The organism is Streptomyces sp. NPDC001781, assembly GCF_053596035.1.
This window is the reverse complement of record NZ_JBSFFI010000031.1, coordinates 50,980-75,275: the sequence shown is the minus strand read 5'-3', so window position 1 is coordinate 75,275 and position 24,296 is coordinate 50,980. Positions and strand designations below refer to the sequence as shown.

General features: G+C 72.5%; 17 protein-coding genes. 8 read left to right on the top strand and 9 right to left on the bottom strand.

What is annotated here, in order from left to right:
* A partial coding sequence (locus tag ACWCV3_RS24425; protein WP_451227935.1) for a maltotransferase domain-containing protein occupies nt 1-716 on the bottom strand: 716 nt, incomplete at its 3' end.
* A 433-nt stretch (nt 717-1,149) separates the two neighbouring features.
* Between ACWCV3_RS24425 and ACWCV3_RS24420 the strand changes: the two genes are divergently transcribed.
* Nucleotides 1,150-3,768 carry a glycosyltransferase family 1 protein gene (locus tag ACWCV3_RS24420; protein ID WP_451227932.1) on the top strand — a complete coding sequence of 873 codons (2,619 nt, stop codon included), beginning with the start codon at nt 1,150-1,152 and terminating at the stop codon, nt 3,766-3,768.
* Nucleotides 3,769-3,922: 154 nt separating this feature from the next.
* On the opposite strand, the gene ACWCV3_RS24415 is transcribed toward ACWCV3_RS24420, so the two are convergent.
* The 7 genes from ACWCV3_RS24415 to glgX all read right to left on the bottom strand — a co-directional run bounded on the left by ACWCV3_RS24415 (nt 3,923) and on the right by glgX (nt 16,399).
* Complete coding sequence (locus ACWCV3_RS24415; protein WP_451227929.1) at nt 3,923-4,444, bottom strand: DUF1990 family protein; 522 nt, start codon at nt 4,442-4,444, stop codon at nt 3,923-3,925.
* A gap of 70 nt (nt 4,445-4,514) precedes the next feature.
* A complete protein-coding gene (locus ACWCV3_RS24410) occupies nt 4,515-6,152 on the bottom strand; it encodes a M4 family metallopeptidase (protein ID WP_451227927.1) in 1,638 nt (545 codons plus the stop codon).
* Between the two features lie 789 nt (nt 6,153-6,941).
* Nucleotides 6,942-8,702 (bottom strand): ABC transporter ATP-binding protein, encoded by a 1,761-nt coding sequence (locus tag ACWCV3_RS24405; RefSeq protein ID WP_451227924.1) that lies wholly within the window; start codon nt 8,700-8,702, stop codon nt 6,942-6,944.
* Nucleotides 8,699-10,411, bottom strand: coding sequence for an ABC transporter transmembrane domain-containing protein (locus ACWCV3_RS24400; protein WP_451227921.1), 1,713 nt, complete (start codon nt 10,409-10,411; stop codon nt 8,699-8,701). Before ACWCV3_RS24400 ends, ACWCV3_RS24405 begins: the two co-directional genes overlap by 4 nt.
* A 22-nt stretch (nt 10,412-10,433) precedes the next feature.
* Entirely contained in the window at nt 10,434-12,299 is a 1,866-nt protein-coding gene (locus ACWCV3_RS24395; RefSeq protein ID WP_451227918.1) for an ABC transporter ATP-binding protein, read from the bottom strand.
* A complete protein-coding gene (locus ACWCV3_RS24390; RefSeq protein WP_451227915.1) occupies nt 12,296-14,098 on the bottom strand; it encodes an ABC transporter ATP-binding protein in 1,803 nt (600 codons plus the stop codon). Before ACWCV3_RS24390 ends, ACWCV3_RS24395 begins: the two co-directional genes overlap by 4 nt.
* Nucleotides 14,099-14,161: 63 nt before the next feature.
* On the bottom strand, nt 14,162-16,399 hold the full coding sequence (glgX, locus tag ACWCV3_RS24385; protein WP_451227912.1) for a glycogen debranching protein GlgX: 2,238 nt from the start codon (nt 16,397-16,399) through the stop codon (nt 14,162-14,164).
* A gap of 238 nt (nt 16,400-16,637) precedes the next feature.
* On the opposite strand from glgX, the gene ACWCV3_RS24380 reads away from it, so the two are divergent.
* From ACWCV3_RS24380 to ACWCV3_RS24350, 7 genes are all read left to right on the top strand, one after another.
* Complete coding sequence (locus ACWCV3_RS24380) at nt 16,638-17,870, top strand: Ig-like domain-containing protein (RefSeq protein ID WP_451227909.1); 1,233 nt, start codon at nt 16,638-16,640, stop codon at nt 17,868-17,870.
* Between the two features lie 165 nt (nt 17,871-18,035).
* A complete protein-coding gene (locus tag ACWCV3_RS24375; RefSeq protein WP_451227907.1) occupies nt 18,036-19,265 on the top strand; it encodes a L,D-transpeptidase in 1,230 nt (409 codons plus the stop codon).
* A gap of 135 nt (nt 19,266-19,400) precedes the next feature.
* The gene (locus ACWCV3_RS24370; RefSeq protein WP_451227904.1) at nt 19,401-20,168 is read left to right on the top strand and encodes an enoyl-CoA hydratase/isomerase family protein; all 768 of its coding nucleotides are present in this window, start codon (nt 19,401-19,403) and stop codon (nt 20,166-20,168) included.
* A 304-nt stretch (nt 20,169-20,472) separates the two neighbouring features.
* Nucleotides 20,473-20,976, top strand: coding sequence for an ATP-binding protein (locus tag ACWCV3_RS24365; protein ID WP_451227901.1), 504 nt, complete (start codon nt 20,473-20,475; stop codon nt 20,974-20,976).
* Between the two features lie 169 nt (nt 20,977-21,145).
* Nucleotides 21,146-21,952 (top strand): polysaccharide deacetylase family protein, encoded by an 807-nt coding sequence (locus ACWCV3_RS24360; protein WP_451227898.1) that lies wholly within the window; start codon nt 21,146-21,148, stop codon nt 21,950-21,952.
* The gene (locus tag ACWCV3_RS24355) at nt 21,952-23,130 is read left to right on the top strand and encodes a YVTN family beta-propeller repeat protein (RefSeq protein WP_451227896.1); all 1,179 of its coding nucleotides are present in this window, start codon (nt 21,952-21,954) and stop codon (nt 23,128-23,130) included. The genes ACWCV3_RS24360 and ACWCV3_RS24355 overlap by 1 nt, the downstream gene beginning before the upstream one ends.
* Before the next feature lie 257 nt (nt 23,131-23,387).
* Nucleotides 23,388-23,600: an EF-hand domain-containing protein gene (locus ACWCV3_RS24350; RefSeq protein ID WP_451227893.1), complete on the top strand. Its 213-nt coding sequence runs from the start codon at nt 23,388-23,390 to the stop codon at nt 23,598-23,600.
* Nucleotides 23,601-23,643: 43 nt separating this feature from the next.
* Here the strand turns inward: ACWCV3_RS24350 and ACWCV3_RS24345 are convergent, their stop codons facing one another.
* Complete coding sequence (locus ACWCV3_RS24345) at nt 23,644-24,201, bottom strand: glycoside hydrolase family 25 protein (protein WP_451227890.1); 558 nt, start codon at nt 24,199-24,201, stop codon at nt 23,644-23,646.
* Between the last annotated feature and the right edge of the window lie 95 nt (nt 24,202-24,296).

The following is a 24,296-nucleotide window of genomic DNA, read 5'->3' as shown; positions in this document are numbered from 1 at the left end:
AGCGCCCGCTCGCGCTCCACCAGCAGCGGCATGGGGTCCGAGGCCGTCACCAGCTCACGCAGAGGGTGGCGGGCCAGGACCTCGGAGACCTCCGGAGCCAGGGCCGAGGCCAGCCGCCAGGCGGCCGGGCGGTCCTCGTCGCGCAGGGCCGTGACCACGTCCAGCACGGTGCCCCGGTGCCCGGCCGGGACCCCGGCGGCCGCGCGCTCGTACAGCCGCGCGCCCTCCTCCAGCACGGCTTCGGTGTCGATGCCGGCCGGGATCTTGATCTCGGCGGTGTGCCGCCAGGTGGCGATCGGATCGGACCACGCCTCCACCGAGTAGGTCCAGTCGCCGGGCCGGTCCGCGCTCACGGTGGCGCCCCAGCGGTCGGTGCCGGGGGCGAGCTCGCGCATCGGGGTGAAGGGCCCCGGGCGGCCGTCCGGGTCGCGCAGCACGACGTCGGCGGCGACGGCGTCGTGCCCCTCGCGGAACACGGTCGCCGAGACCTCGAAGACCTCGCCGGGCACCGCCTTCGCGGGCCTGCGCCCGCCCTGGACCACCGGCCGCACGTCCAGGACCGGGATACGGCCCGTGACGGGCTGCCCCGCCAGGGGCTCGGACGGCGCGGTCCGGGGTGCGTCCGGCGGTGGCGCCTTGTGGGCCGGCCGGGCCGGCTTTCTGCCGGCCGCCTTGCCGGGGGTCACCGGTGCTGACGAGTGGTGCGTGGCGGGCATGACCGCTCCTGTCCGCGTCGACATGGGTGTGGGCCGGTTGTGCGGGCGACGGTTCCTGCTGCGGTGCTGTGGTGCCTGGTGCGTCGTACCGGGGGAGCCTTCCCACCCGGTTCGGGTGGGCAATCCGGAATTTCGGTTAACTACTCGCGCGTACAGCTGTGTACGACCCGGCCTCACGTCTCCCGGATTCCCGCCCGGCGTGCCTTGACTCCCCCCGGTACGGCAGGGTTCGGCCAATTCCCGGTGCTTCCCGGCACTTGGGCACCTCGCGCCCCTCGTCCGCGCCCCGTTCGCCTGTGCACCGGATGTGCCGTGTCCGGGCCGCTTCACCCGGATGCGTCCTCGGTGACGCCCCGGTAACCACTACCGTCGACAATGACGACGAGACGTACAGCGCCGTGCGTCTCACCATGCGACGCGTCCGAGGTGGAATGTGAAGGCGATCCGTCGGTTCACCGTCCGTCCAGTTCTCCCCGAACCCCTCCGGCCGCTCAGCGACCTGGCGCGCAACCTGCGCTGGTCCTGGCATGCGGAGACGCGCGACCTGTTCCAGTCCGTCGACCCCGAGCACTGGGCCGCCGCCGAGGGCGACCCCGTGCGCCTGCTGGGCCGGGTGAGCCCCGCGCGGCTCGCCGAGCTGGCGCAGGACCGGCGCTTCCTGCGCCGCCTGACCGCGGTCGCCGACGACCTGGACGACTACGTGACCGGCGACCGCTGGTACCAGCAACAGGGCGACGGGCTGCCCGCCGCGGTCGCGTACTTCTCGCCCGAGTTCGGCATCACCGCGGCCCTGCCCCAGTACTCGGGCGGCCTCGGCATCCTGGCCGGCGACCACCTCAAGGCCGCCAGCGACCTGGGGGCGCCGCTCATCGGCGTCGGGCTGCTCTACCGGCACGGCTACTTCCGCCAGACCCTCTCCCGCGACGGCTGGCAGCAGGAGCACTACCCCGTGCTCGACCCCAACGAGCTGCCCCTCGTCCAGCTCAAGGAGGACGACGGCACCCCCGCCCGCGTCTCCCTCGCGCTGCCCGGCGGCAGGGCCCTGCACGGCCGGATCTGGGTGGCCCAGGTCGGCAGGGTGCCGCTGCTGCTGCTCGACTCCGACGTGGAGGAGAACGACCCCGCCGAACGCGGCGTCACCGACCGGCTCTACGGCGGCGGCAGCGAGCACCGTCTGCTCCAGGAGATGCTGCTCGGCATAGGAGGTGTCCGCGCGGTACGCACCTACTGCCGGCTCACCGGGCACGCCGAGCCCGAGGTCTTCCACACCAACGAGGGGCACGCCGGGTTCCTCGGCCTGGAACGCATCGCCGAACTGGGCAGGCTGGGACTGGACTTCGACGCGGCGCTGGAGACGGTGCGCGCCGGGACGGTCTTCACCACGCACACCCCGGTGCCCGCCGGGATCGACCGGTTCGACCGGGAGCTGGTCGCCCGGCACTTCGGGCCCGACGCCGAGCTGTCCGGCCTCGATCCGCGCCGCGTGCTGGCGCTGGGCACCGAGACCTACCCGGGCGGCGAGCCGGCCCTGTTCAACATGGCCGTGATGGGGCTGCGCCTCGCCCAGCGGGCCAACGGCGTGTCCCTGCTGCACGGACGGGTGAGCCGGCAGATGTTCGCCGGGCTCTGGCCGGGGTTCGACGCCGAGGAGGTGCCGATCACCTCGGTCACCAACGGGGTGCACGCCCCGACCTGGGTTGCCCCCGAGGTGCTGCGGCTCGGCTCCCGACAGCTCGGCGCCCAGCGGGCCGAGGACGCGCTGACCGTCGGCGGCTCCGAGCGCTGGGACGCGGTCGCGGAGATCCCGGACCAGGAGATCTGGGAGCTGCGCCGCACCCTGCGCGAACAGCTCGTACTGGAGGTCCGGTCGCGGCTGCGCGCCTCCTGGCGGCAGCGCGGGGCCGCCGACGCCGAGCTGGGCTGGATCGACGGGGTGCTCGACCCCGACGTGCTCACCATCGGTTTCGCCCGGCGCGTGCCGTCGTACAAGCGGCTCACCCTGATGCTGCGGGACAAGGAGCGGCTGACCGAGCTGCTGCTGCACCCGCAGCGGCCGGTGCAGATCGTGGTGGCGGGCAAGGCGCATCCGGCGGACGACGGCGGCAAGAAGCTCGTGCAGGAGCTGGTGCGGTTCGCGGACGACCCGCGCGTGCGGCACCGCATCGTGTTCCTGCCCGACTACGGAATGGGAATGGCCCAGAAGCTCTACCCCGGCTGCGACATCTGGCTGAACAACCCGCTGCGTCCGCTGGAGGCGTGCGGCACCTCCGGCATGAAGGCCGCGCTGAACGGCTGCCTCAACCTCTCGGTGCTGGACGGCTGGTGGGACGAGTGGTTCCAGCCCGACTTCGGCTGGGCCATCCCCACGGCAGACGGCGCTGCCACCGACCACGAGCGGCGGGACGACATCGAGGCCGCCGCGCTGTACGAGCTGCTGGAGGGCCGGGTCACCGCCCGCTTCTACGAGCGCGGCCGGGCCTCGCTGCCCGACCGGTGGATCGAGATGGTCCGCCAGACCCTCACCCTGCTCGGCCCGAAGGTGCTGGCCGGCCGGATGGTCCGTGAGTACGTCGAGCGGCTCTACGCCCCGGCCGCCCAGGCCCACCGCGCGCTCGCCCCGGACACCGCGCGGGAACTGGCCGGCTGGAAGACCCGGGTCCGGTCGGCCTGGCCCGGGGTGAGCGTGGACCACGTGGAGACCACGGCGCCCACCGCCACGGCCGAACTGGGCTCCAGCGTCGGGCTGCGGGTGCGGGTGGGGCTCGGTGAGCTGACCCCGGACGACGTGGAGGTGCAGGTGGTCTCCGGCCGGGTCGACTCCGGCGACCGCATCACCGACGCGAGCACGGTCCCGCTGAAGCCGGTGGGCAGCCCCGATCTGGAGGGCCGCTGGCTCTACGAGGGCCCTCTCTTCCTCGACCGCACCGGCTCCTTCGGCTACACCGTCCGCATCCTCCCCGCCCACCGCCTCCTCGCCTCCACGGCGGAGACCGGCCTGGTGACCGCACCGTCGGAGGAGGCGGTGGAGTCGGCCGGGGTGCTGCTGCGCTGAGGCCCTCCGTCGGAGGGTGGACCCGGCCGTTCACCCTCCGGCAACGGGGGAGGCCTCCCGAAGCCCGGGTGTGCCAGGTGCGCCGGAAGCCCTGGGGCCTCTCGTTCGGATCATGCCCGGCTCGCGGGGGCCGGCCTGATCCGAACGAAAGACCCTAGCCCTCGTCCTCCTCCGCGCACAGGCGCTTCAGGGTCGCGCCGCATCTGCGGGCGTAGGCGTGCTGGAAGGCGCGGGCCACCGGGCCGGCGGTGCGGGCGTACCACTTGGCGGGGCGGCTGTAGGCGGCGACCGTGAGCCAGACCGTGCCGTCGCCGGTGCGCTCGACGACGAAGGCCTCCTCGCCGTCCTCGGGATGGCCGGGCAGGGTGCCGTAGGCCCAGCCCGCGCGGCGGGGCCCGTCGGCCGCCCAGACGACCCGGCAGGGAGCCTTGATCATGCCCGCGAGGTTCACCGTGACCTCGGTGCCGGGGGTCGCGCGCTCGGCGGTGGTCTCCATGCCGACGCCCATCGCGCGGTGCATCTCCCAGGTGAGCACCGCCTCCGTGGCCCGCCGGAAGACGCCGGGACCCTCGCCGATCCGGGTGCGGGAGAAGAGGTGGTGGAAGCCGGGCGGGCAGACGGCGAGATCGTCGCGGGTCGCGCCGACCGGCTCGTAGGTGAAGGGCGCCGAGGACATGGGCACCAGACTAGGGCGCCCCCTGGAAGATCACCTTCCCAGGGGGCGCCCAGTCTCGACTACCGGATGACTAGTTGACGTTGACCGCCGTCCAGGCAGCCGCCACCGCCTTGTACTCGGCGCTGGCGGTGCCGCCGTAGAGCGCGGAGGCCGCGTTCAGGGTGGCCGTGCGGGCCGCCTTGTAGTTGGTGGTGGAGGTCATGTACGTGGTGAGCGCCTTGTACCAGATCTGCAGCGCCTTGGCGCGGCCGATGCCGGTGACGGCGGAGCCGTTGTACGTCGGGGAGTTGTACGAGACCCCGTTGATCGTCTTCGCACCGCTGCCCTCCGACAGCAGGTAGAAGAAGTGGTTGGCGACGCCGGACGAGTAGTGCACGTCCTTGCCACCCACCGAGGAGGACCAGTAGTCGGCCGAGCCGCCGTCCTTGCTGGGCTTGTCCATGTAGCGCAGCGGGGTGCCGTCGCCGTTGATGTCGATCTTCTCTCCGATGAGGTAGTCACCGGGGTCGGAGCTGTTGGCCGCGTAGAACTCCACGCCCGTGCCGAAGATGTCCGAGGTGGCCTCGTTCAGGCCGCCGGACTCGCCCGAGTAGTTCAGGCCGGCGGTGTTGGAGGTGACACCGTGGCTCATCTCGTGGCCCGCGACATCCAGCGAGGTCAGCGGGTCGACGTTGCCGGAGCCGTCGCCGTAGGTCATGCAGAAGCAGCTGTCGTCCCAGAACGCGTTCACGTAGGCGTTGCCGTAGTGGACGCGGGAGTAGGCGCCGACGCCGTTGTTCTTGATGCCGTTGCGGCCGAAGGTGTTCTTGTAGAAGTCCCAGGTCTCCGCGGCGCCGTAGGCGGCGTCAGCGGCCGCGGTCTGGTCGGAGGAGGAGCTGGAGGCGGTACCGGTGCCGAAGACGTTGGTGGTGCTGGACACCAGAGTGCCCGTGCCGGCCGTCTTGCGGGCCAGGTTGTAGGTCTTGTGGCTGCCCCGGGCGCTGTCGGTGAGCTGGTACGTCGAGCCCGACTGCACGGAGTTGAGGGTGACCGTGCCGGAGTACAGCGTCTTGCCGGTCGCGTTCTCGACGCCCTGGTACTCGAAGAGCTTCTTGCCGGTGGCGGCGTCGGTGATGACGTGGAGCTGGTTCGGGGTGCCGTCGTCCTGGAGGCCGCCGACGACCGTCTCGTAGGCGAGGACGGGCTTGCCGGAGCCGGCCCAGATGACCTTGCGGGCGCCGTCCGACTCGGTCTTGGCGGAGCCGAGCGTCCTGGCGACGCCGACGGCCTGCTTCTCCGCCTTGGCCGGGGTGATCTGCGGCTTCAGCGAGGCCACCTTGATGGCCGACTTGGTGGCCTTGGTGACGCCCTCGGCCTTGCCGGACCTGGCGGTGTGCACCACGAGGTCGCCGCCGAGGACCGGCAGGCCCGCGTAGGTGCGCTCGTAGCGGGTGTGCACGGTGCCGTCGACGTCCTTGACGACGTCTCTGACGACCAGCTTCTCCTTGGCGCCGAGACCTATGCGCTGGGCGGTCTCGGGGGCGTCGGACTGCGCCTGCTGGATCAGTGTGGTGCGGGCCGAGGCCGACAGCAGCGTCGGGGCGCCGGCCAGGGTCTTGTTCTCGGCGCTCGCGCTGGAGGACAGACCCGTGGAGAGGAGGGCACCGGCGGCGACGGCGGTGGCGATGACGAGCGAGGTGCGCTTGCGGCGCGTGTAGGGGGTGCTCACAGTAGCTCCTTGACGTGGGGGCGTCGGCCAGCGTGGGGTCACTGGCCGGAGTGGTGCGTACTGAAGTCGCTGTGCTGCGGCGGGTGAGGAGAGCGTGGCACCAGGGACGCGTACATGTCATGACCCTGTGGTGATGTTGGCCGAAACCTTTCGTCTTGAAGTTGTTGCGGGCGTGTGAACGGGGTCGCGCGGAAGGCTGTTCACCCTCCCGACGGCACCCGTTCACCGGCCGCCAGGGGTGGCGGAAGGCTGGTGCGGGGGAGGACGGCCTTCCAGGCGTCGACGGTGCCCTTCCCTGCGCCGCCTGGCCCTGCGCCTTCAATTTCCAGGTCCCACCGGCGGTTTCGGCCCCTGCATCGACGGTTCAGGTCCCGTCCCCGTGGTCCCCGGAGCCCGGGGAACCGAAGTTCCTCAGCCGGTACGAGGTGCCCGGCGGGCCGACCGGGTCGATCACCGGGTCACCGCACCGGGTGTGAGTGAAGTTCACGGCCACGCGCAAGTTGCCTGGCGCGTTTTGGCCCCTGCCCCAGAGCGCGATGCCCGATCTGGTCGCGGGATTGTCGTCCGGGATCGCCGCCGCGGTGATGGATTCGTACGAGGTGCCCGTGTCGCCGCCGGGCCGGGGGAGCGGTGCGCGTCCACTCCGCCGATACCGGAGTGTCGGGTGTTCTTTGGATGTGCCGTCCACGCCCGGTCGTCAGAAGCGCGTCGGGGAGTCGGCACGGAAGGCGTGCCTTCCGTGCCGACTCCCCTTCTCGCGAAAGTGTGGAGCGCCTGTGCGGGTGGCTCTCAGGCCGTTCCGCCGTCCCCGTGCCAGGTGCGCCACAGGGCCGCGTACGCGCCGTTCGCCGCCACCAGTTCGTCGTGCGTGCCCAGCTCGGTGACCAGGCCGTCCTCCATCACCGCGACCCGGTCCGCGTCGTGCGCGGTGTGCAGCCGGTGCGCGATGGCGATCACCGTGCGGCCCGCCAGCACCGCGGCCAGACCGCGCTCGGTGTGCCGGGCGGTGGCCGGGTCGAGCAGGGCGGTCGCCTCGTCCAGGATCAGGGTGTGCGGGTCGGCCAGCACCACGCGGGCCAGCGCGAGCTGCTGCGCCTGGGAGCCGTCGGTCACCCGGCCGCCCTGGCCGAGCCCGGTGTCCAGCCGCCCGGGCAGCTCCCGCACCCAGCCGTCGGCACCCACGGCCGCCAGCGCCTGCCACAACTCCTCGTCCGTGGCACCGGGTTCGGCGATCAGCAGGTTGTCCCGCACCGAGCCCAGGAACACATGGTGCTCCTGGGTGACCAGCACCACCTGGCGGCGCAGCCGCGCGGGATCCAGCTCCGCGACCGGGACCCCGCCCACCGTGACCGAGCCGGACGCGGGGGCGTCGATGCCGGCCAGCAGTCTGCTCAGCGTGGTCTTGCCCGCGCCGGACGTGCCCACCACGGCCAGCCGCTCGCCGGGCCGGACCGTCAGGTCCACCCCGCGCAGCACCTCGGCCCCCCGCTCGTACGCGTACCGCGCCCCGCGCACCTCGATCCGGTCGTCGGCCGGAGCCCGCGTGGTCTCCACCGGGGTGCCCGGGGCCTCGGCCATGCCCTCCACGCGGGCGAACGAGGCACCACTGGACTGGAGTTGCTCCAGCCGCATCAGCACCATGTCCAGCGGGTCGGTGAACTGCCGCATGTACAGCGCCCCGGCCACCACCGCGCCCAGCCCGATCATCCCGCGCCCGTGCAGCCAGCCCCCGACCAGCAGCACCCCGGCCACCGGGATCGTGTACGAGATCTCGACGGACGGGAAGAACACGGTCCGCAGGCCCAGCGTGCGGTACCGGCTGCGGCGGGAGTCCTCCAGCGCCTCCCGGCTCGCCGCCGTACGCGCCTCCTCCAGCCGGAACGCCTCCACGGTCCGGGCGCCCGCCGCCGTCGCCGCCACGATCTCCGCGACCGCCGAGGTCGCCGCGCCCTCGGCCAGGTAGGCGTCCCTCGCCCGCCGCAGGTACCAGCGCACCGCCAGCCACACCGGGGTCAGCCCGACCAGCCCGAAGAGGCCGAGCCACGGACTGAGCACGAACACCGCGCCGAGCACGAACAGAGCCTGCACCGCGTACACCAGAAGCTCCGGGCCGATGTCCCGCAGGGTGGTGCCGACCGTCGCCACGTCCGCCGTGCCGCGCGCCGTCAGGTCGCCGGTGCCGGCCCGCTCGACCACCGACGCGGGCAGTCCCAGCAGCCGCTCGACGAAGGTCTCGCGCACCCGCGCCAGCGTCCGCTCCCCGAACCGGTGCGCCACGTACCGGGCCCAGCGGGCCAGTACCAACTGGGCCAGCGCGCACAGCAGGATCCACAGCGCGAGCCGGTCCACCGCGCCAGCCCCGCGCCCGGCCCGGACCTCGTCCACGATCCGGCCGACCAGCCAGGGGCCCACGATGCCCGCACCGGCCGCCAGCGCGTTCAGGCCCAGCGCGGCCGCGAAGGCCCGTCCGTCGGCGCGCACCAGCCGGACGGCCGCCCGCCGTACCGTGCGCCGGTCCGCGACCGGCAGCGCTCCCGTGTCCTTCGTCATCGCGAGACCTCCCCGTCGTCCAAGTCCCTCGCCACCAGTGCCCGGTAGCCCTTCTCGCGGTCCAGCAGCAGCCGGTGCGGGCCGCTCGCGGCCACCTTGCCGTCGACCAGGAACAGCACCGTGTCCGCCACGTCCAGCAGCAGCGGCGAGGTCGACGTCACCACCGTCGTACGGCCCTCCCGCGCCTCGCGCAGCCGGTGCGCGACCGCCGACTCGGTGTGCGCGTCCAGCGCCGAGGTCGGCTCCACGGCGAGCAGCACCTCGGGGTCGGCCAGCAGCGCCCGCGCCAGCCGGACCCGCTGGCGCTGGCCCCCCGAGAGGCTCCGGCCCTGTCCGGACACCACCGTGTCCAGCCCGTCCGGCAGCCCCCGTACGACGTCCTCGGCGCACGCCGCCCGCACCGCCCGGCGCACCGCGGCCTCGCCGGCCGGGCGCCCGGCGGACACCGTCTCCAGCAGAGGACCGGCGAACAGGTCCGCCTCGTTGTCCGCTACCAGGACCCGCGCGCGCACCTCGGCCAGCGGCACCGAGTCCAGGCGTACGCCGCCCCACAGCGCCTCGGTGGGCCCGTACCGGCCGAGCCGGTCCACCACGGCGGCGGTGTCGGCGGTGCGGGCCGAGACCAGCGCGGTCAGCCGGCCCGGCGCCACCCGGACGCCCGACGCCGGGTCGTGCAGCTCCGCCGGACGTTCGGGGGCGGGCAGCGTGCCGTCGTCCGGTTCGGGCTCCAGCCGGAGCAGGGCCACCACCCGGCGGGCGGCCACCACCGCGCGGTTCAGGTCGTAGTTCATCTCGACGAAGAAGGCGACCGGGCCGATCAGCACGGCCGCGTAGCCGTACACCGACACCAGCTCGCCCACAGTGATCGCACCCTCCGCGGCCAGCCGGGCCGCCAGCCAGGTCACCGCGGCCAGGAACATCGTCGGCAGGCCGAGACCCAGCGCCTGCACCCAGCTCGTCACCGCGCCCACCCGGTAGCCCTGCTCCCGCAGCCGCCCGGAGTCCCTGGCGAAGGCCTCCGCGAACAGCGACTTGCCGCCGAGCCCGCCCAGCACCCTGAGGCCGCCCGCCAGGTCGCCGATGCGGGCGGTGAGGACGCCCTGGCGCTCGCGGTACTCCGTCTCGGTGCCCTGGAGACGGCGGGTCAGCGGGCCGGTGAGCAGCGCGATGACCGGAACGCCCAGCAGCACCACGGCGGCCACCGAGCCGGAGATGGTCAGGAGCTGGGCGGCCACCACCGAGTAGACGACGACCGAGCCGACGCCCGGCCCGATCACGGTCAGCGCCTGCGAGAGGGTCTGCACATCGCCGACCCCGACGGTGACGACCTCACCGGCCCCCACCCGGCGCGGCAGCGCGGCACCCAGCCTGGCCGCGTGCTCCACCACCAGTTTCACCGTGCGGAAGTTGGCGTCCATCCGCACCCGCGTCATCGTGCGGTGCCGCATGATGCTCAGCCACGCGCACCCCACCCCGGCCGCGAACATCGCGCCTGCCCAGGCGGCGAGCACCCCGAGCCGTCCCGGCACGAGCCCGTCGTCCACCGCCCGCGAGAGCAGGTAGGGCTGGGCCGCCATCAGCACCAGCCACGCCGAGCCCAGCACCGCGCCGGCCAGCGAACGCCCCGGCTGACGCAGCGCCAGCCACCCCAGGTAGCGCCAGCCGCCCCGCGTGTCAGGTATGCCGGGATCTCCGTACGTGTCGATCATTCTTCCCCCGTTCCACCGGCCGTCACCGGGCCAGACTGTCCCGCCACGCCTTGTGCAGCTCGGAGAACCTACCGGAACCGGCGATCAGCTGGTCCGGGCGGCCGTCCTCGACGATCCGGCCGTGCTCCATCACCAGCACCCGGTCCGCGATCTCCACCGTGGACAGCCGGTGCGCGATCACCACCGCCGTGCGGCCGCGCAGGACGGTCGTCATCGCCCGCTGCACCGCCCGCTCACCCGGTACGTCCAGCGAGCTGGTCGCCTCGTCCAGGATCAGCACCGCCGGGTCCGCGAGAAGCGCCCGAGCGAAGGCCACAAGTTGCCTCTGACCTGCGGAGATGCGACCACCGCGTTTGCGTACGTCGGTGTCGTAGCCGTCGGGCAGGGCGCTGATGAACTCGTGCGCGCCGATCGCCTTCGCCGCCTGCTCGATCTCCTCCCGGGTCGCCTCGGGGCGGCCGATGGCGATGTTGTCCGCGACCGTGCCGGAGAACAGGAACGCCTCCTGGGTCACCATCACCACCCCGCGCCGCAGTTCCGGCAGCGCCAGCTCGCGCAGGTCCACCCCGTCGAGCAGGACGGCGCCCTCGGTCGGGTCGTAGAAGCGGGCCAGCAGTTTGGCCAGCGTCGACTTTCCCGCGCCCGTGGAGCCGACCACGGCGACCGTCTGCCCCGCCGGCAGCGTCAGGTCGAAGCGGGGCAGCACCTCACCGCCGGTGCGGTAGGCGAACCGCACCCCGTCGAAGGCGACCTCGCGGCCGGGGAAGTCGTTTTTCAACGGCGGGAGTTCGCGGGACTCGACGGGCTCCGGCACGGACGGCACCTGGGCCAGCAGACCGGCGATCTTCTCCAGCGAGGCGGCCGCCGACTGGTAGGAGTTGAGGAACATCCCCAGCCGGTCGATCGGGTCGTACAGCCGCCGCAGGTACAGCACCGCCGCCGCCAGCACACCGAGCGCCAGGGTGCCGGAGGCCACCCGGTAGGCGCCCCACAGCACGATCCCGGCGACCGCCGTGTTGGCGACCAGCCGGGAGCCGACCACGTACCGGGCCATCTCCAGCAGCGAGTCGCCGTTGCTGCGCTCGTGCCGCCGGTTCAGCGTGGCGAACTCGGCGTCGTTGGCGGCCTCGCGGCGGAACGCGCGCACCGGGCGGATGCCGTTCATCGTCTCCACGAACTTCACGATCAGCGAGGCGACGGCCGTGGAGCGCGCCGCGAACACCTTCTCCGCGCGCCGCTGGTAACGCCGCACCAGCAGGTACAGCGGCACGAAGGAGGCGACCGCGACCGCGCCGAGACCCAGGTCCAGCCAGAGCAGCAGCGCGGCGATGTAGACGAAGGACAGCACCACCGTGACCAGTTCCTGGAGCCCCTCGTCCAGGAGCTCGCGCAGCGCCTCCACGTCCGTGGTGGAGCGGGAGATCAGCCGGCCGGAGGTGTAGCGCTCGTGGAAGTCCACGCTGAGCGCCTGGGCGTGCCGGAAGATCCGCCCGCGCAGGTCCAGCAGCACGTCCTGGTTGACCCGCGCGGACGCCTCGACGAACGCGTACTGGAGCCCGCCCGAGGCCAGCGCGCACAGCGCGTACCCCGCCGCCACCGCGAGCAGCGGCCCGTGGTCGTGCCGGCGCACGGCGGGCACGGCGGTGTCGATGGCGTACGCCACCAGCAGCGGACCGGTCTGCGCCGCCGCCTGCTGGAGCAGCACCAGGAGCACGGTGAACGCGACGCGGGCCCGGCGCGGGGCGAGCAGCGAACGCAGCAGGCCCGAGGTGGCGCCGGGCGGGGTGGGCAGGACGTCGCGGTCGAAGGGGTCGCCGGAGTCCTCGGCCCGTTGCGGGCCGGGGAGGTCGTCGTCCGTGGTGGGGGCGTCGGACGTCGTGGTGGTCATCGGGAATCCTCGGGTTCCTCGGAAGCCTCGCGCGGGCCGCCGGACATCAGATGGGCGTACTCCGCGCTGGTGCGCAGCAGTTCGTGATGGGTGCCCACGGCGGTGATCCGGCCGTCGGAGAGCAGGGCGACCCGGTCGGCCAGCAGCACGGTGGAGGGTCGGTGGGCCACGATCAGGGCCGTGGTGTCGGCCAGCACCCGGCGCAGTGCCGCCTCCACGGCCGCCTCGGTGTGCACGTCGAGCGCGGACAGCGGGTCGTCCAGCACCAGGAACTCCGGCCGCCCTGCCACCGCGCGGGCCAGCGCGAGCCGCTGCCGCTGGCCGCCGGAGAGGCTCAGGCCCTGCTCGCCGACCCGGGTGTCGGGGCCCTCGGGCAGCGCGTGCGCGAAGTCGGCGTGCGCCACCGCGAGCGCCCGCTCCAGCTCCTCGCGGCCCGCACCCGCACCGGCGCCCATGAGGACGTTCTCCGCCACACTGGTGGAGAACAGGGTGGGCTCCTCGAACGCGACGGCGACCCGGGCGCGCAGTTCCTCGCGCGGGAGCGCGGTGATGTCCACGCCGTCGAGGGTGATGCGGCCCGAGGTGGCGTCGTGCAGACGGGGGACCAGCGAGGTCAGCGTGGTCTTGCCGCTGCCGGTCGCGCCGACCAGCGCCATCGACTCGCCGGGGCGGACGTGCAGGTCGACTCCGTCCAGCACCGGGCGGGCGTCCGGGGCCGCGTCGGCGTGGCGGAAACCCACGCCCTCGAAGCGCAGACCGCGTTCACCGGGCTCGGGGGCGGCCGGGGCAGGCGTCTCCCCGTCGTCCTCCGGGCACTCGTCCAACACCTCGAAGTACCGCTCCGTGGCCGTCGCCGCCTCCTGGCACATCGCCAGCAGGAAGCCGATGGACTCCACCGGCCAGCGCAGCGCCAGCGCCGTGCTGAGGAACGCGACCAGCGTGCCCGCCGACAGCGAGCCGTCCGCCACCCGCAGCACACCCAGCACCAGCGCGGCCCCGATGGCCACCTCGGGCAGTGCCACGATGACCGACCAGATGACCGCCAGGATCCGTGCCTTGCGGATCTCCGTGTCCCGCAGCGTCAGCGCCGTGCGCCGGAACGCGCGCGCCTGGCTGCGGTGGCGCCCGAAGCCCTTGACGACCCGGATGCCGAGCACGCTCTCCTCGACCAGCGTCGTCAGGTCGCCGACCTGGTCCTGGGCCTGCCGGGCCGCGTGCGCGTACCGCTGTTCCACGACCACGCAGACCCACAGCAGCGGCACGGCGGGACCGAGCACGACCAGGCCGAGCACCCAGTCCTGGACCAGCATGATTCCCAGCCCCACGACGATCGTCACGCCGTTGACCAGCAGGAAGGTCAGCGGGAAGGCGAGGAACATCCGCACCAGCATCAGATCGCCGGTGCCCCGCGACAGCAGCTGGCCGGAGGGCCAGCGGTCGTGGAAGGCCACCGGGAGCCGCTGCAGGCGCCGGTAGAGGTCGGCGCGCATGCCCGCCTCCACGCCGGCCAGCGGACGCGCCACCAGCCAGCGCCGTATGCCGAACAGCAGCGCCTCCGCCACCCCGATCAGCAGCAGGTACAGCGCGCCCAGCCACACCCCGGCGGGATCGCGCGCGGCCACCGGGCCGTCGACCATCCACTTCAGGACGAGCGGGATCACCAGGCCGAGACAGGAGGCGACGACCGCGACGGCGGCGGCCGCGAACCAGCGTGCGCGCACCGGGCGTACGTAGGGCCACAGCCGCAGCAGGGTGCGGGCGGCGGAGCGGCGCCGGGCGGGGGGAGAGTTGGTGGACACCGTGGTCAGAGTACGGACCGGTCCCCGTCCCGCCCACCGAGTTTTCCGCCCCCGCGCACACCCTCAGACCACCCGCAGCAGCAGCACCGTCCGCGCCGGCACGGTGATGTCGGTCCCCGCGCCCAGGACCGTGCCCGGTGCCCCCGACTGCTCCTCGCGGGAGGTGTCCACCACCACCTCGTACCCCGCCGCCCAGGGTGCCCCCGGAAGGGTGAAGGCGGTCGGCTCGTGCCCGGCGTGCAGCACCGTGAGGAAGCTGTCGTCCACCACCGCCGCGCCCCGCTCGTCCCGCCCCGGGATGTCCCGACCGGACAGATACATGCCAAGCGTGGCGGCGGGCGCGTACCAGTCGCCCTCGGTCATCTCCGCGCCCCGCGCGGTGAACCAGGCCAGGTCCCTGAGGCCGTCCGCCGAGTGCGCGCGGCCGGAGAAGAAGGCGCGGCGGCGCAGCACCGGGTGCGCGTGGCGCAGCGCGATCAGCCGGCAGGTCAGGTCGAACAGCGGCCGCCAGTCAGGGTCGTCCAGCAGCGACCAGTCCAGCCAGCTCAGTTCGCCGTCCTGGCAGTAGGCGTTGTTGTTGCCGCCCTGGGTGCGGCCCAGCTCGTCGCCGGCGACCAGCATCGGCACCCCGGTGGACAGCAGCAGCGTGGTCAGCAGGTTGCGCAACTGCCGTCTGCGCAGGGCCCGTACGTCCTCGTCGTCCGTCTCGCCCTCGGTACCGCAGTTCCACGAGCGGTTGTCGTCGGTGCCGTCCCGGTTGTCCTCGCCGTTCGCCTCGTTGTGCTTGCCGTGGTAGGAGACGAGGTCGCGCAGGGTGAAACCGTCGTGCGCGGTGACGAAGTTGACCGAGGCGTAGGGGCGGCGGCCGCCCCAGGCGTACAGGTCGCTGGAGCCGGACAGCCGGTACCCCATCTCGCGGACGTCGGGCAGCGCGTGCCGCCAGAAGTCGCGCACCGTGTCGCGGTAGCGGTCGTTCCACTCCGTCCACAGCGGGGGGAAGGCGCCCACCTGGTAGCCGCCCGAGCCGATGTCCCACGGTTCGGCGATCAGCTTCACCCGGCGCAGCACCGGGTCCTGGGCGATGACGGCGAGAAAGGGCGACAGCATGTCGACGTCGTGCATCGAGCGGGCCAGCGCCGCCGCCAGGTCGAAGCGGAAGCCGTCCACGCCCATCTCGGTCACCCAGTAGCGCAGCGAGTCCGTGATCAGCCGGAGCACCTGGGGCTGCACGACGTGCAGGGTGTTGCCGCAGCCGGTGTAGTCGGCGTACCGGCGGGCGTCGGGCTGGAGGCGGTAGTAGCCCCGGTTGTCGATGCCCTTCAGGGAGAGTGTGGGGCCGAGTTCGCCCGCCTCGGCGGTGTGGTTGTAGACCACGTCCAGGATCACCTCGATGCCGGCCGCGTGCAGCGCGCGCACCATCCGCTTGAACTCGCCGACCTGCTGGCCGGTGGTGCCGGAGGCCGCGTAGGCCGCGTGCGGGGCGAAGTAGCCGATGGAGTTGTAGCCCCAGTAGTTCCTCAGGCCCCGGCGCAGCAGATGGTCCTCGTGCGCGAACTGGTGGACGGGGAGCAGCTCCACCGCCGTCACGCCCAGGTCCACCAGGTGCCCGACGGCCGCCGGGTGCGCGAGACCGGCGTAGGTGCCGCGCAGTTCCTCGGGGATCGCGGGGTGGAGCTTGGTGAAGCCCTTGACGTGCAGCTCGTAGATGACCGAGTCCGCCCACGGCGTCTTCGGGCGGTGGTCGTCGGACCAGTCGTCGTCGTCATGGACCACCACGCCCTTGGGCACGAAGGGCGCCGAGTCCCGTTCGTCCCGCACGGTGTCCGCGTAGGCCTGCTCCGGCCAGTCCCGTACGTGCCCGTACACCTCCGGCGGCAGCGCGAACTCGCCGTCCACCGCGCGTGCGTACGGGTCCAGCAGCAGCTTCGCCGGGTTCCAGCGGGCGCCGGTCCACGGGTCCCAGCGGCCCTCCACCCGGTAGCCGTAACGCCGGCCGGGCAGCACACCGGGGACGAAGCCGTGCCAGATCTCGTGGGTCAGCTCGGTGAGCCGGACCTGTGTCTCCCGGCCCCGCTCGTCGAACAGGCACAGCCGCACCGCCTCCGCTCCGCCCGCCCACAGCGCGAAGTTGGTGCCCGCCACCCCGTCCGGGCCGGTACGGAACCGGGCCCCCAGCGGAGTCGGCGTCCCCGGCCGGGCGGGCGGCGCGGCGCGCCGGGCACCGCGCACCGGGGAAGTGGCGGTCCCGCTCTGGGCGGCCGGATCCCCGGCCCGTGCCCGCTGCTCGGCTGCGCTCGTCACCAGTCGGCCCCTCTTTCAGTGGCTCGGCCCTCCGGGGTACGGCCGCCCGCGCCGAACGGCCGACCGCACCCGCGGACCTGCCAGGGTCCCGGGCACGCTCGGCCGACCGGTACGGCAGCGCCCCGACGGCTCCGGCGCGGGCGCGGCGGCTCCCCTTCACGTCGTCCTTCCCTCTGTTCTGCCCATCCGCGGGGTCGCACTCACGTTTCCCCGGAGCGTGCCGCGTCGTTGTGTCGGCGTGAGGCACCTACAAGGACGCGCGCGGCGCGCGCTGGCCGCACTGGCCACGGCACTTTCATGGGCGGGACTGCTGGCCGGGGCGGCCGGCTGCACCGCGGACGGCTCCGGCCCCCTGGGCATCGGCGGCCCGCCGGGCAGACCCCCGGCCGTAGAGGACGCCATCCGGGTGACCCCGGACGACGGCGGCAAGGGGGTGCGCCCCGGTGAGCGGCTGCGGGTGAGGGTGCCCGACGGGCGGCTGGAGAAGGTCACGGTGACCCGCTCCCAGGACGCCCAGGACACCGCCGTCGCCGGGCACATCGCGAGGGACGGCCGCACCTGGAAACCGGACGACGACAAGCTGGCCCTCGCCGCCCGCTACACCGTGGACGCGGTCGCCGTGGACGGCGACGGCCGCCGCTCGGCCCGGCACACCACGTTCACCACCTACGTCCCCGACCAGCGGTTCATCGGCTACGTCACCCCGGAGAACCGTTCCACGGTCGGCACCGGGATGATCGTCTCCCTCGCCTTCAACCGGGACATCACCGACCGGGCGGCCGTGGAGAAGGCCGTACGCGTCACCGCGAGACCGGCCGTCGACATCCGCGCCCACTGGTTCGGCAGGAACCGGCTGGACTTCCGGCCCGAGCGCTACTGGAAGCCCGGCACCGAGGTCACCGTCGACCTCGACCTGCGCGACGTCGAGGGGGCGCCGGGTGTGTACGGGCTCCAGCGCAGGACGCTCGCCTTCACCGTCGGCCGCAGCCAGGTCTCCCTGGTCGACGCGGCCGCGCACACCATGGAGGTGCGCCGGGACGGCGAGCTCCTGGCCACCGTGCCGATCACGGCGGGTGCCCCCAAGACGCCCACGTACAACGGCAAGATGGTGGTGATGGACATGCTGGAGGTGACCCGCATGAACGGCCAGACGGTCGGCTTCGGCGGGGAGTACGACATCCCGGACGTGCCGCACGCCATGAAGCTCACCGACTCCGGCACCTTCCTGCACGGCAACTACTGGTCGCCCGAGTCGCCCGGCGAGGCCAACGTCAGCCACGGGTGCGTGGGGCTGAGGGACGTCAAGGGCGGCGGGGCGGACACCCCGGCGGGCTGGTTCTTCGACCGCAGCCTCGTCGGGGACGTCATCGAGGTCGTGCACAGCAAGGACAAGACCGTCTCTCCGGACAACGGCCTCAGCGGGTGGAACATGGCATGGAAGCAGTGGAAGGCGGGCGGCGTGCCCCGGTGACCCGGTGAGCTGCCAAGTTCCGTGGCTCGGCGACTGGTTGAAGTTGCGACTGAACGGTGACATTCGACGGACACCGAGCCCGGAACCCGGCGGCTAGCATTCCCGGACGAGCGTGGGACGCGCCGGGGTGTGGACCTGTGACCAGGTCCGGGAGGGGAGAACGACTTGAACGTGCGGCCGATATCGGGGGCTTCGGCAGGAACTCGGCACAGGAGTCGTAAGGGGCTGGCGCTCGTGGCGGGGGCGCTCGTGCTGTCGCTGGCCGCCTGCGGCGGCGGTGAGAGCGCGGACAGCGGGTCGGACAACGCCAGGAGCAAGGACGGCCAGGACAAGCAGTCCTCGGCGGCCGTCACCATCGCGCCGCGGTCCGGCGCCAAGTCCGTGGACACCAGCGGCGCGCTGCGCGTGAAGGTCGCCGGGGGTCGGCTGACCAGCGTGGTCGTCAAGGACGGCAAGGGCACCGAGGTCGACGGCACGCTCGCCAAGGGCGGCGCCGCCTGGACCCCGGCCCGTCACCTGGCCGCCGCCACCAAGTACACGGTGCACGCGGTCGCCGAGGACTCGCGGGGGCGCAAGGCCGCCGAGGACTCCAGCTTCACCACGCTGACGCCCGAGAACACGTTCATGGGCACCTTCACCCCGGAGGACGGCTCCACCGTCGGCGTCGGGATGCCGTTCTCGCTGCGTTTCACCCGCGGCATCACCGACCCGGCCGCCGTCGAGAAGGCGATCCGGATCAGGACCGAGCCCGCGGTGCCCGTCGAAGGCCACTGGTTCGGCAACGACCGCCTGGACTTCCGTCCGGAGAGCTACTGGAAGCCCGGCACCAAGGTCACCGTCGACCTCGACCTGGACGGCGTCGAGGGCCGCGACGGGGTCTACGGCAAGCAGCGCAGGACGGTGAGGTTCACCATCGGCCGCAGCCAGATCTCCTACGTCGACGCCAAGAAGCACACCATGAAGGTCGTGCGGGACGGCAAGCCCCTCAAGACCCTCCCGGTCACCACCGGCAAGTCCGGCTACGAGACCTGGAACGGCGAGATGGTCATGACCGAGAAGCTCGCCGTGACCCGGATGAACGGTGAGACGGTCGGCTACGGCGGCGAGTACGACATCAAGGACGTGCCGCACGCCATCCGTCTCACCGACTCCGGCACCTTCATCCACGGCAACTACTGGGGCGGCGACGCCTTCGGCAACTACAACGCCAGCCACGGCTGCGTGGGCCTGCGCGACGTGCGCGGCGGCTACGACGGCGGGGTCCCCGCGGCCTGGTTCTTCAACAGGTCCATGGTCGGTGACGTGGTCGTCGTGAAGAACTCCCACGACCGCACGGTCGCCCCGGACAACGGCCTCAACGGCTGGAACATGAGCTGGGCGGACTGGAAGAAGTAGGCGTCCCGCGCGACGGGCCCGGTGCTGTGGGGAACGGCACCGGGCCCGTCGGCGTCCGGGTCTCTCGTCCGGACCCCGCTCCCTGACCCGGCCTGGTCCGAACGAGTGTCCCTGGCGGCCGTTAACCTGCTGCGCATGACCGTGAATCTCGAAGTCGCCGAAGGCGTCGGCACGCTGCGCCTGGACCGGCCGCCGATGAACGCCCTGGACGTCGCCACGCAGGACCGGCTGAAGGAACTCGCCGAGGAGGCCACGCGCCGCGAGGACGTACGCGCCGTGGTGATCTACGGCGGGGAGAAGGTGTTCGCGGCGGGCGCGGACATCAAGGAGATGCAGGCGATGGACCACACCGCGATGGTCCTGCGCGCCCGCGGCCTCCAGGACGCCTTCACCGCCGTCGCCCGCATTCCCAAGCCCGTCGTCGCAGCCGTCACCGGGTACGCGCTCGGCGGGGGCTGCGAGCTGGCGCTGTGCGCGGACTACCGGATCGCCGGGGAGAACGCCAAGCTGGGCCAGCCCGAGATCCTGCTCGGCCTGATCCCGGGCGCGGGCGGCACCCAGCGGCTGCCCCGGCTGATCGGCCCCTCCAAGGCCAAGGACCTCATCTTCACCGGCCGCATGGTCAAGGCCGACGAGGCCCTCGCCCTCGGCCTGGTGGACCGGGTCGTCCCGGCCGGCGAGGTGTACGAGCAGGCGCACGCCTGGGCCGCCCGGCTCGCCCAGGGACCGGCGCTCGCGCTGCGTGCCGCGAAGGAGGCGGTCGACGCCGGTCTGGAGACCGACATCGACACCGGGCTCACGGTGGAGCGGAACTGGTTCGCGGGGCTGTTCGCCACCGAGGACCGCGAGCGGGGGATGCGCAGCTTCGTGGAGGAGGGGCCGGGGAAGGCCAAGTTCCTCTGAGAGGTCCGCGAAGGGCTCGGCGGATCTGAGGAAAACCCTGGCAGCCCTTGCGGCTGACGCGTCGTCTGGTTCGGGTCTCTCGGCGGGCCGGCTTATGGGAGCCTTAACGGCACCTTAAGCCTGCCTCGCCGAGGGAGCCGCACGATTGCCCGGAAACGAGCCGTCGCCGCAGGTCGACCGGGCTGCCGCCGACCGCTACCTGCCCCTGGCATATGCGCAGAGCAAGAAGCAGACCGGGGGCGCACGGGGGGCGTATTCCCTCGGATCGGCCCCGGAGGTGCACCGGGACGGCCATCATGGGTTCATGGCGGGGCTGGATGGCATCGATCAGCCACGGGGACACGGCCGTTCTGCCACGGCGCGTTGGTCGCCCGCGGTCGAGGACGAACAAGGGCTCAGAGCACTGGAGTTGTTCGGCAATCCCGCGGAGGCGGAGGTTCCGCTCCCGTCGCGTCCCGAGTCCGCCGCCACCGCGCGCAGGCTCGCCCAGATCGTCGTCCTGCGGCACTGGGGGCTGACCCCCAAGCTGACCGAGGACGCGGTGCTGCTCGTCTCCGAACTCGTGGGCAACGCCGTACGCCACACCGGTGCCCGGGTGTTCGGGCTGCGGATGCGCCGCCGGCGAGGCTGGGTCCGGGTCGAGGTGCGCGACCCCTCGCGGGGGCTGCCCTGTCTGATGCCGGTGCAGGAGACGGACGTCAGCGGACGGGGACTGTTCCTCGTCGACAGACTCGCGGACCGCTGGGGCGTCGACCTGCTGCCCCGGGGCAAGACCACCTGGTTCGAGATGCGCGTGGGCGACCGCTAGTGCGGTGACCGGAAAGGTTCACCGGCTCGCGGCGTCCGGCACGGCACCTCCAGTCACAGCACCTCCAGTCACAGCACCAGGGACCGCCCCGGGAGCCGTACCGTCACCGCGACCCGCGAATGTCCCCAGAGTGGGGAAATCGGCAGTTTTCTTACCTTATGCCCCTTAAATGGTGCGGGTGACCACGACCAACCGACGCGAAGTGCTGCGCGCGGGTGCCGGGCTCGTCGCCGGGGGTGCGCTCGCCGCCGGATGCGGAAGCGGCCAGGACACCCCGCCCGCCGCCGATGCCTCCGCGTCCGACCCACCCGCCGACGCGTCCGGCCGGCCCGCTGCCACCGCGCGCACCGCGCCCGCCCCCCGCGCCTACGCCGGGCAGCCCGCCCAGATCACCCACGGGCCGCGCAACCGCTCCCGGGTCGCCCTCACCTTTCACGGCCAGGGCGACCCCCACCTCGCCGAGTCCTTGCTCAGCACGGCCGAACAGCGCGGCGCCCGGCTCACCGTGCTCGCCGTCGGCACCTGGCTGGACGAACACCCCGCCCTCGCCCGCCGCATCCTCGACGGCGGCCACGACCTCGGCAACCACACCCAGCGGCACGTCGCCGTCAACGCCATGGCCGAGTCCGAGGCACGCCGCGAGATCACCGATTGCGCCGCACGCCTGAAGGCGCTCACCGGATCCGTCGGAACCTGGTTCCGCCCCTCCCGCTCCCCGACCGCCTCCCCGCTGGTCGCCGGGCTCGCCCGGGCCGCGGGCTATCCGCACGTGCTCTCCTACGACGTCGACTCGCTCGACTACACCCGTCCCGGTGCCGACGCCATCACCCGCAAGGTCCTGGCCGAGGTGCGTGCGGGGTCGGTGGTGAGCCTGCACTTCGGCTACCCCGACACGGTCGCCGCCCTCCCCGCCGTACTCCACGAACTCGGCCGGCGCCGGCTGCGCGCGGTCACCACTACGGAGCTGCTGAGCTGATGCAACCCACACGAGCCGCCCGCCTCTTGGCCGCCGGAGTCGCCCTGACGCTGCTGTCCGCGTGCGGAAGCGGCACCCGGCACCGCGAGGACGCGGCCCTCGCCAGCAAGCCGGCGGTCCAGCCGGAGCTGAAGAAGCAACAGGTGAGCGTGTTGCCCGGGATGCCCCCGGTGCAGGACGTGAACGATCTCTACGCTGCGGACCGACCCAACCGGCTCTCGCCCGTCGTGAAGGACTTCCCCTCCAGGGTCTACGTCCCCAACACCAACTCGAACACCGTCACCGTCATCGACCCGGCGACCTACCGGGTGCTGGAGACCATCCCGGTCGGCCGTCAACCGCAGCACGTGGTGCCGTCCTGGGACCTGAAGACGCTCTGGGTCAACAACGACCTCGGCAACAGCCTGACCCCCATCGACCCGCGCACCGGTAAGGCCGGCAAGCCGGTCGACGTGCACGACCCGTACAACCTGTACTTCACACCCGACGGCAAGTACGCCGTCGTCATGGCCTCCAAGGACCGCCAGCTCGTCTTCCGCGACGCGCACACCATGAAGATCGTCAAGACCGTTCCGGTGAGCTGCTCCGGCGTCAACCACGCCGACTTCTCCATCGACGGCCGGTACTTCGTGGTCTCCTGCGAGTTCAGCGGCGAACTGCTCAAGGTCGACACGGCGCGGATGGAGGTCATCGCCCAGCAGAAGCTGCCGCACAAGGGCGCCATGCCCCAGGACGTCAAGATCTCCCCGGACGGCAAGCTGTTCTACATCGCCGACATGATGGCCGACGGCGTGTGGATCCTGAACGGCGACACCTTCGACCAGCCGAAGCTGCTCCGCACCGGCAAGGGCGCCCACGGACTGTACGTCAGCCGGGACTCCCGGGTGCTGTACGTCTCCAACCGGGGCGAGGGCACCATCTCCCTGTTCGACCTCACCCGGAAACGGCTCACCAGGAAGTGGCGCCTGCCCGGTGGCGGCAGCCCCGACATGGGCGGCGTCTCGGCCGACGGCAAGGTGCTGTGGCTCTCCGGCCGCTACAACTCCGAGGTGTACGCCATCGACACCCGCACCGGTACCGAACTGGCCCGTGTCAAGGTCGGCAGCGGCCCGCACGGCCTCGCCGTCTACCCGCAGCCCGGACGCTACTCACTCGGCCACACCGGCGTCTTCCGCTGAACCGCCGCCGGCCGTCCGCGGGCGGGAAGACGCCCCGCGCCTCGAGCATCTCTGCCAAGGTCTCCGCCACCGCGCTCCTCCGCTCGTACCGGCCGCCGTCGGCCGGCGGGCCCGGACTCGCAGACGTGATCGACGTACGGCACCCGGCTCTCCCCGTCCGGGTGGCCGCGGTACGGGCCGCGTGCGGGGGCCGTTAATCTGACCAGCGGCAGTTTGCCGACACGGTATGAGAAGTACGAGCACAGAGGGGCGGATCGGTGGCGGACATCGAGGAAGCACGCAAGCAGTTCCAGCGGATCGACGCGGACGGCGACGGGTTCATCACCGCGGCCGAGTTCAAGTCCGCGCTCGCCCAGCAGGGCGACTTCAACGTCACCGAGACGGTCGCCGAGGCGATCATCAAGACCCGTGACATCGACGGCGACAAGGTGCTGACGTTCGACGAGTTCTGGGCCTACCTGAACAAGTGACGTGCCCGGCAGGGGTGTCCGCGCCGCGCGGACACCCCTGCCGTCACCTCCCGGTCGCCCACTCCCTGAGCGCGGCCTTGCTGGAGAAGTCCGCCACGTTCTTGTCGTGCGGCTCCGAGGTGTACTGGTGGAACCTCCAGTCCGCCTTGATCCGGGGCTTTCCGGCGCTCACGTAATCGGCGATCCACAGCCCGTCGCCCGCGTACGACGTGGTGTCGATGTTCAGCCAGTAGTCCCGGTTGGTGTACAGCACCACCCGGTTGTCCGGCCGCAGACCGCGCAGCTTGCGGATGAAGCTGTCCTTCTCCGCGTTGCTCGCGTGCGTGCCGTCACCGGTGACCTCCCAGTCGACGGCCAGGATGTCGCCCGGCCGGTCGGGGGCGTGGCTGAGGAAGTACTCGGCCTGGTCGGTGAGACTGCCCGGCCACAGGAAGTGGTAGAAGCCCGTGACCAGACCCGCGTCCCGCGCCGTCTTCGTCTGGGCCGCGAGTCTCGAGTTGACGTACGAGCGGCCCTCCGTCGCCTTGATGAAGGCGAACGAGAGTCCGTCGGTGTCGTACGACGAGGACTGATACGCGCTGACGTCGATCCCATGGAGCATGAAGGTGTTGTGCCCCCGGCGCCGCCGCTCGGAACATCCCGCTCCGCGCGTGTCGGCGACCCGCCCAAGGAGGCTTCGCCGCAGGCACGGTGACG

Coding starts and splice junctions, on each gene's coding strand:
- ACWCV3_RS24415 (WP_451227929.1), bottom strand. CDS start 4,444: ATGTCCTCGGCGCCCTTCACCTACGAGCCGGTCGGCGCGACCCGCGAC.
- ACWCV3_RS24405 (WP_451227924.1), bottom strand. CDS start 8,702: ATGACGAAGGACACGGGAGCGCTGCCGGTCGCGGACCGGCGCACGGTA.
- ACWCV3_RS24400 (WP_451227921.1), bottom strand. CDS start 10,411: ATGATCGACACGTACGGAGATCCCGGCATACCTGACACGCGGGGCGGC.
- ACWCV3_RS24395 (WP_451227918.1), bottom strand. CDS start 12,299: ATGACCACCACGACGTCCGACGCCCCCACCACGGACGACGACCTCCCC.
- ACWCV3_RS24370 (WP_451227904.1), top strand. CDS start 19,401: ATGACCGTGAATCTCGAAGTCGCCGAAGGCGTCGGCACGCTGCGCCTG.
- ACWCV3_RS24365 (WP_451227901.1), top strand. CDS start 20,473: ATGGCGGGGCTGGATGGCATCGATCAGCCACGGGGACACGGCCGTTCT.
- ACWCV3_RS24360 (WP_451227898.1), top strand. CDS start 21,146: ATGGTGCGGGTGACCACGACCAACCGACGCGAAGTGCTGCGCGCGGGT.
- ACWCV3_RS24355 (WP_451227896.1), top strand. CDS start 21,952: ATGCAACCCACACGAGCCGCCCGCCTCTTGGCCGCCGGAGTCGCCCTG.
- ACWCV3_RS24345 (WP_451227890.1), bottom strand. CDS start 24,201: ATGCTCCATGGGATCGACGTCAGCGCGTATCAGTCCTCGTCGTACGAC.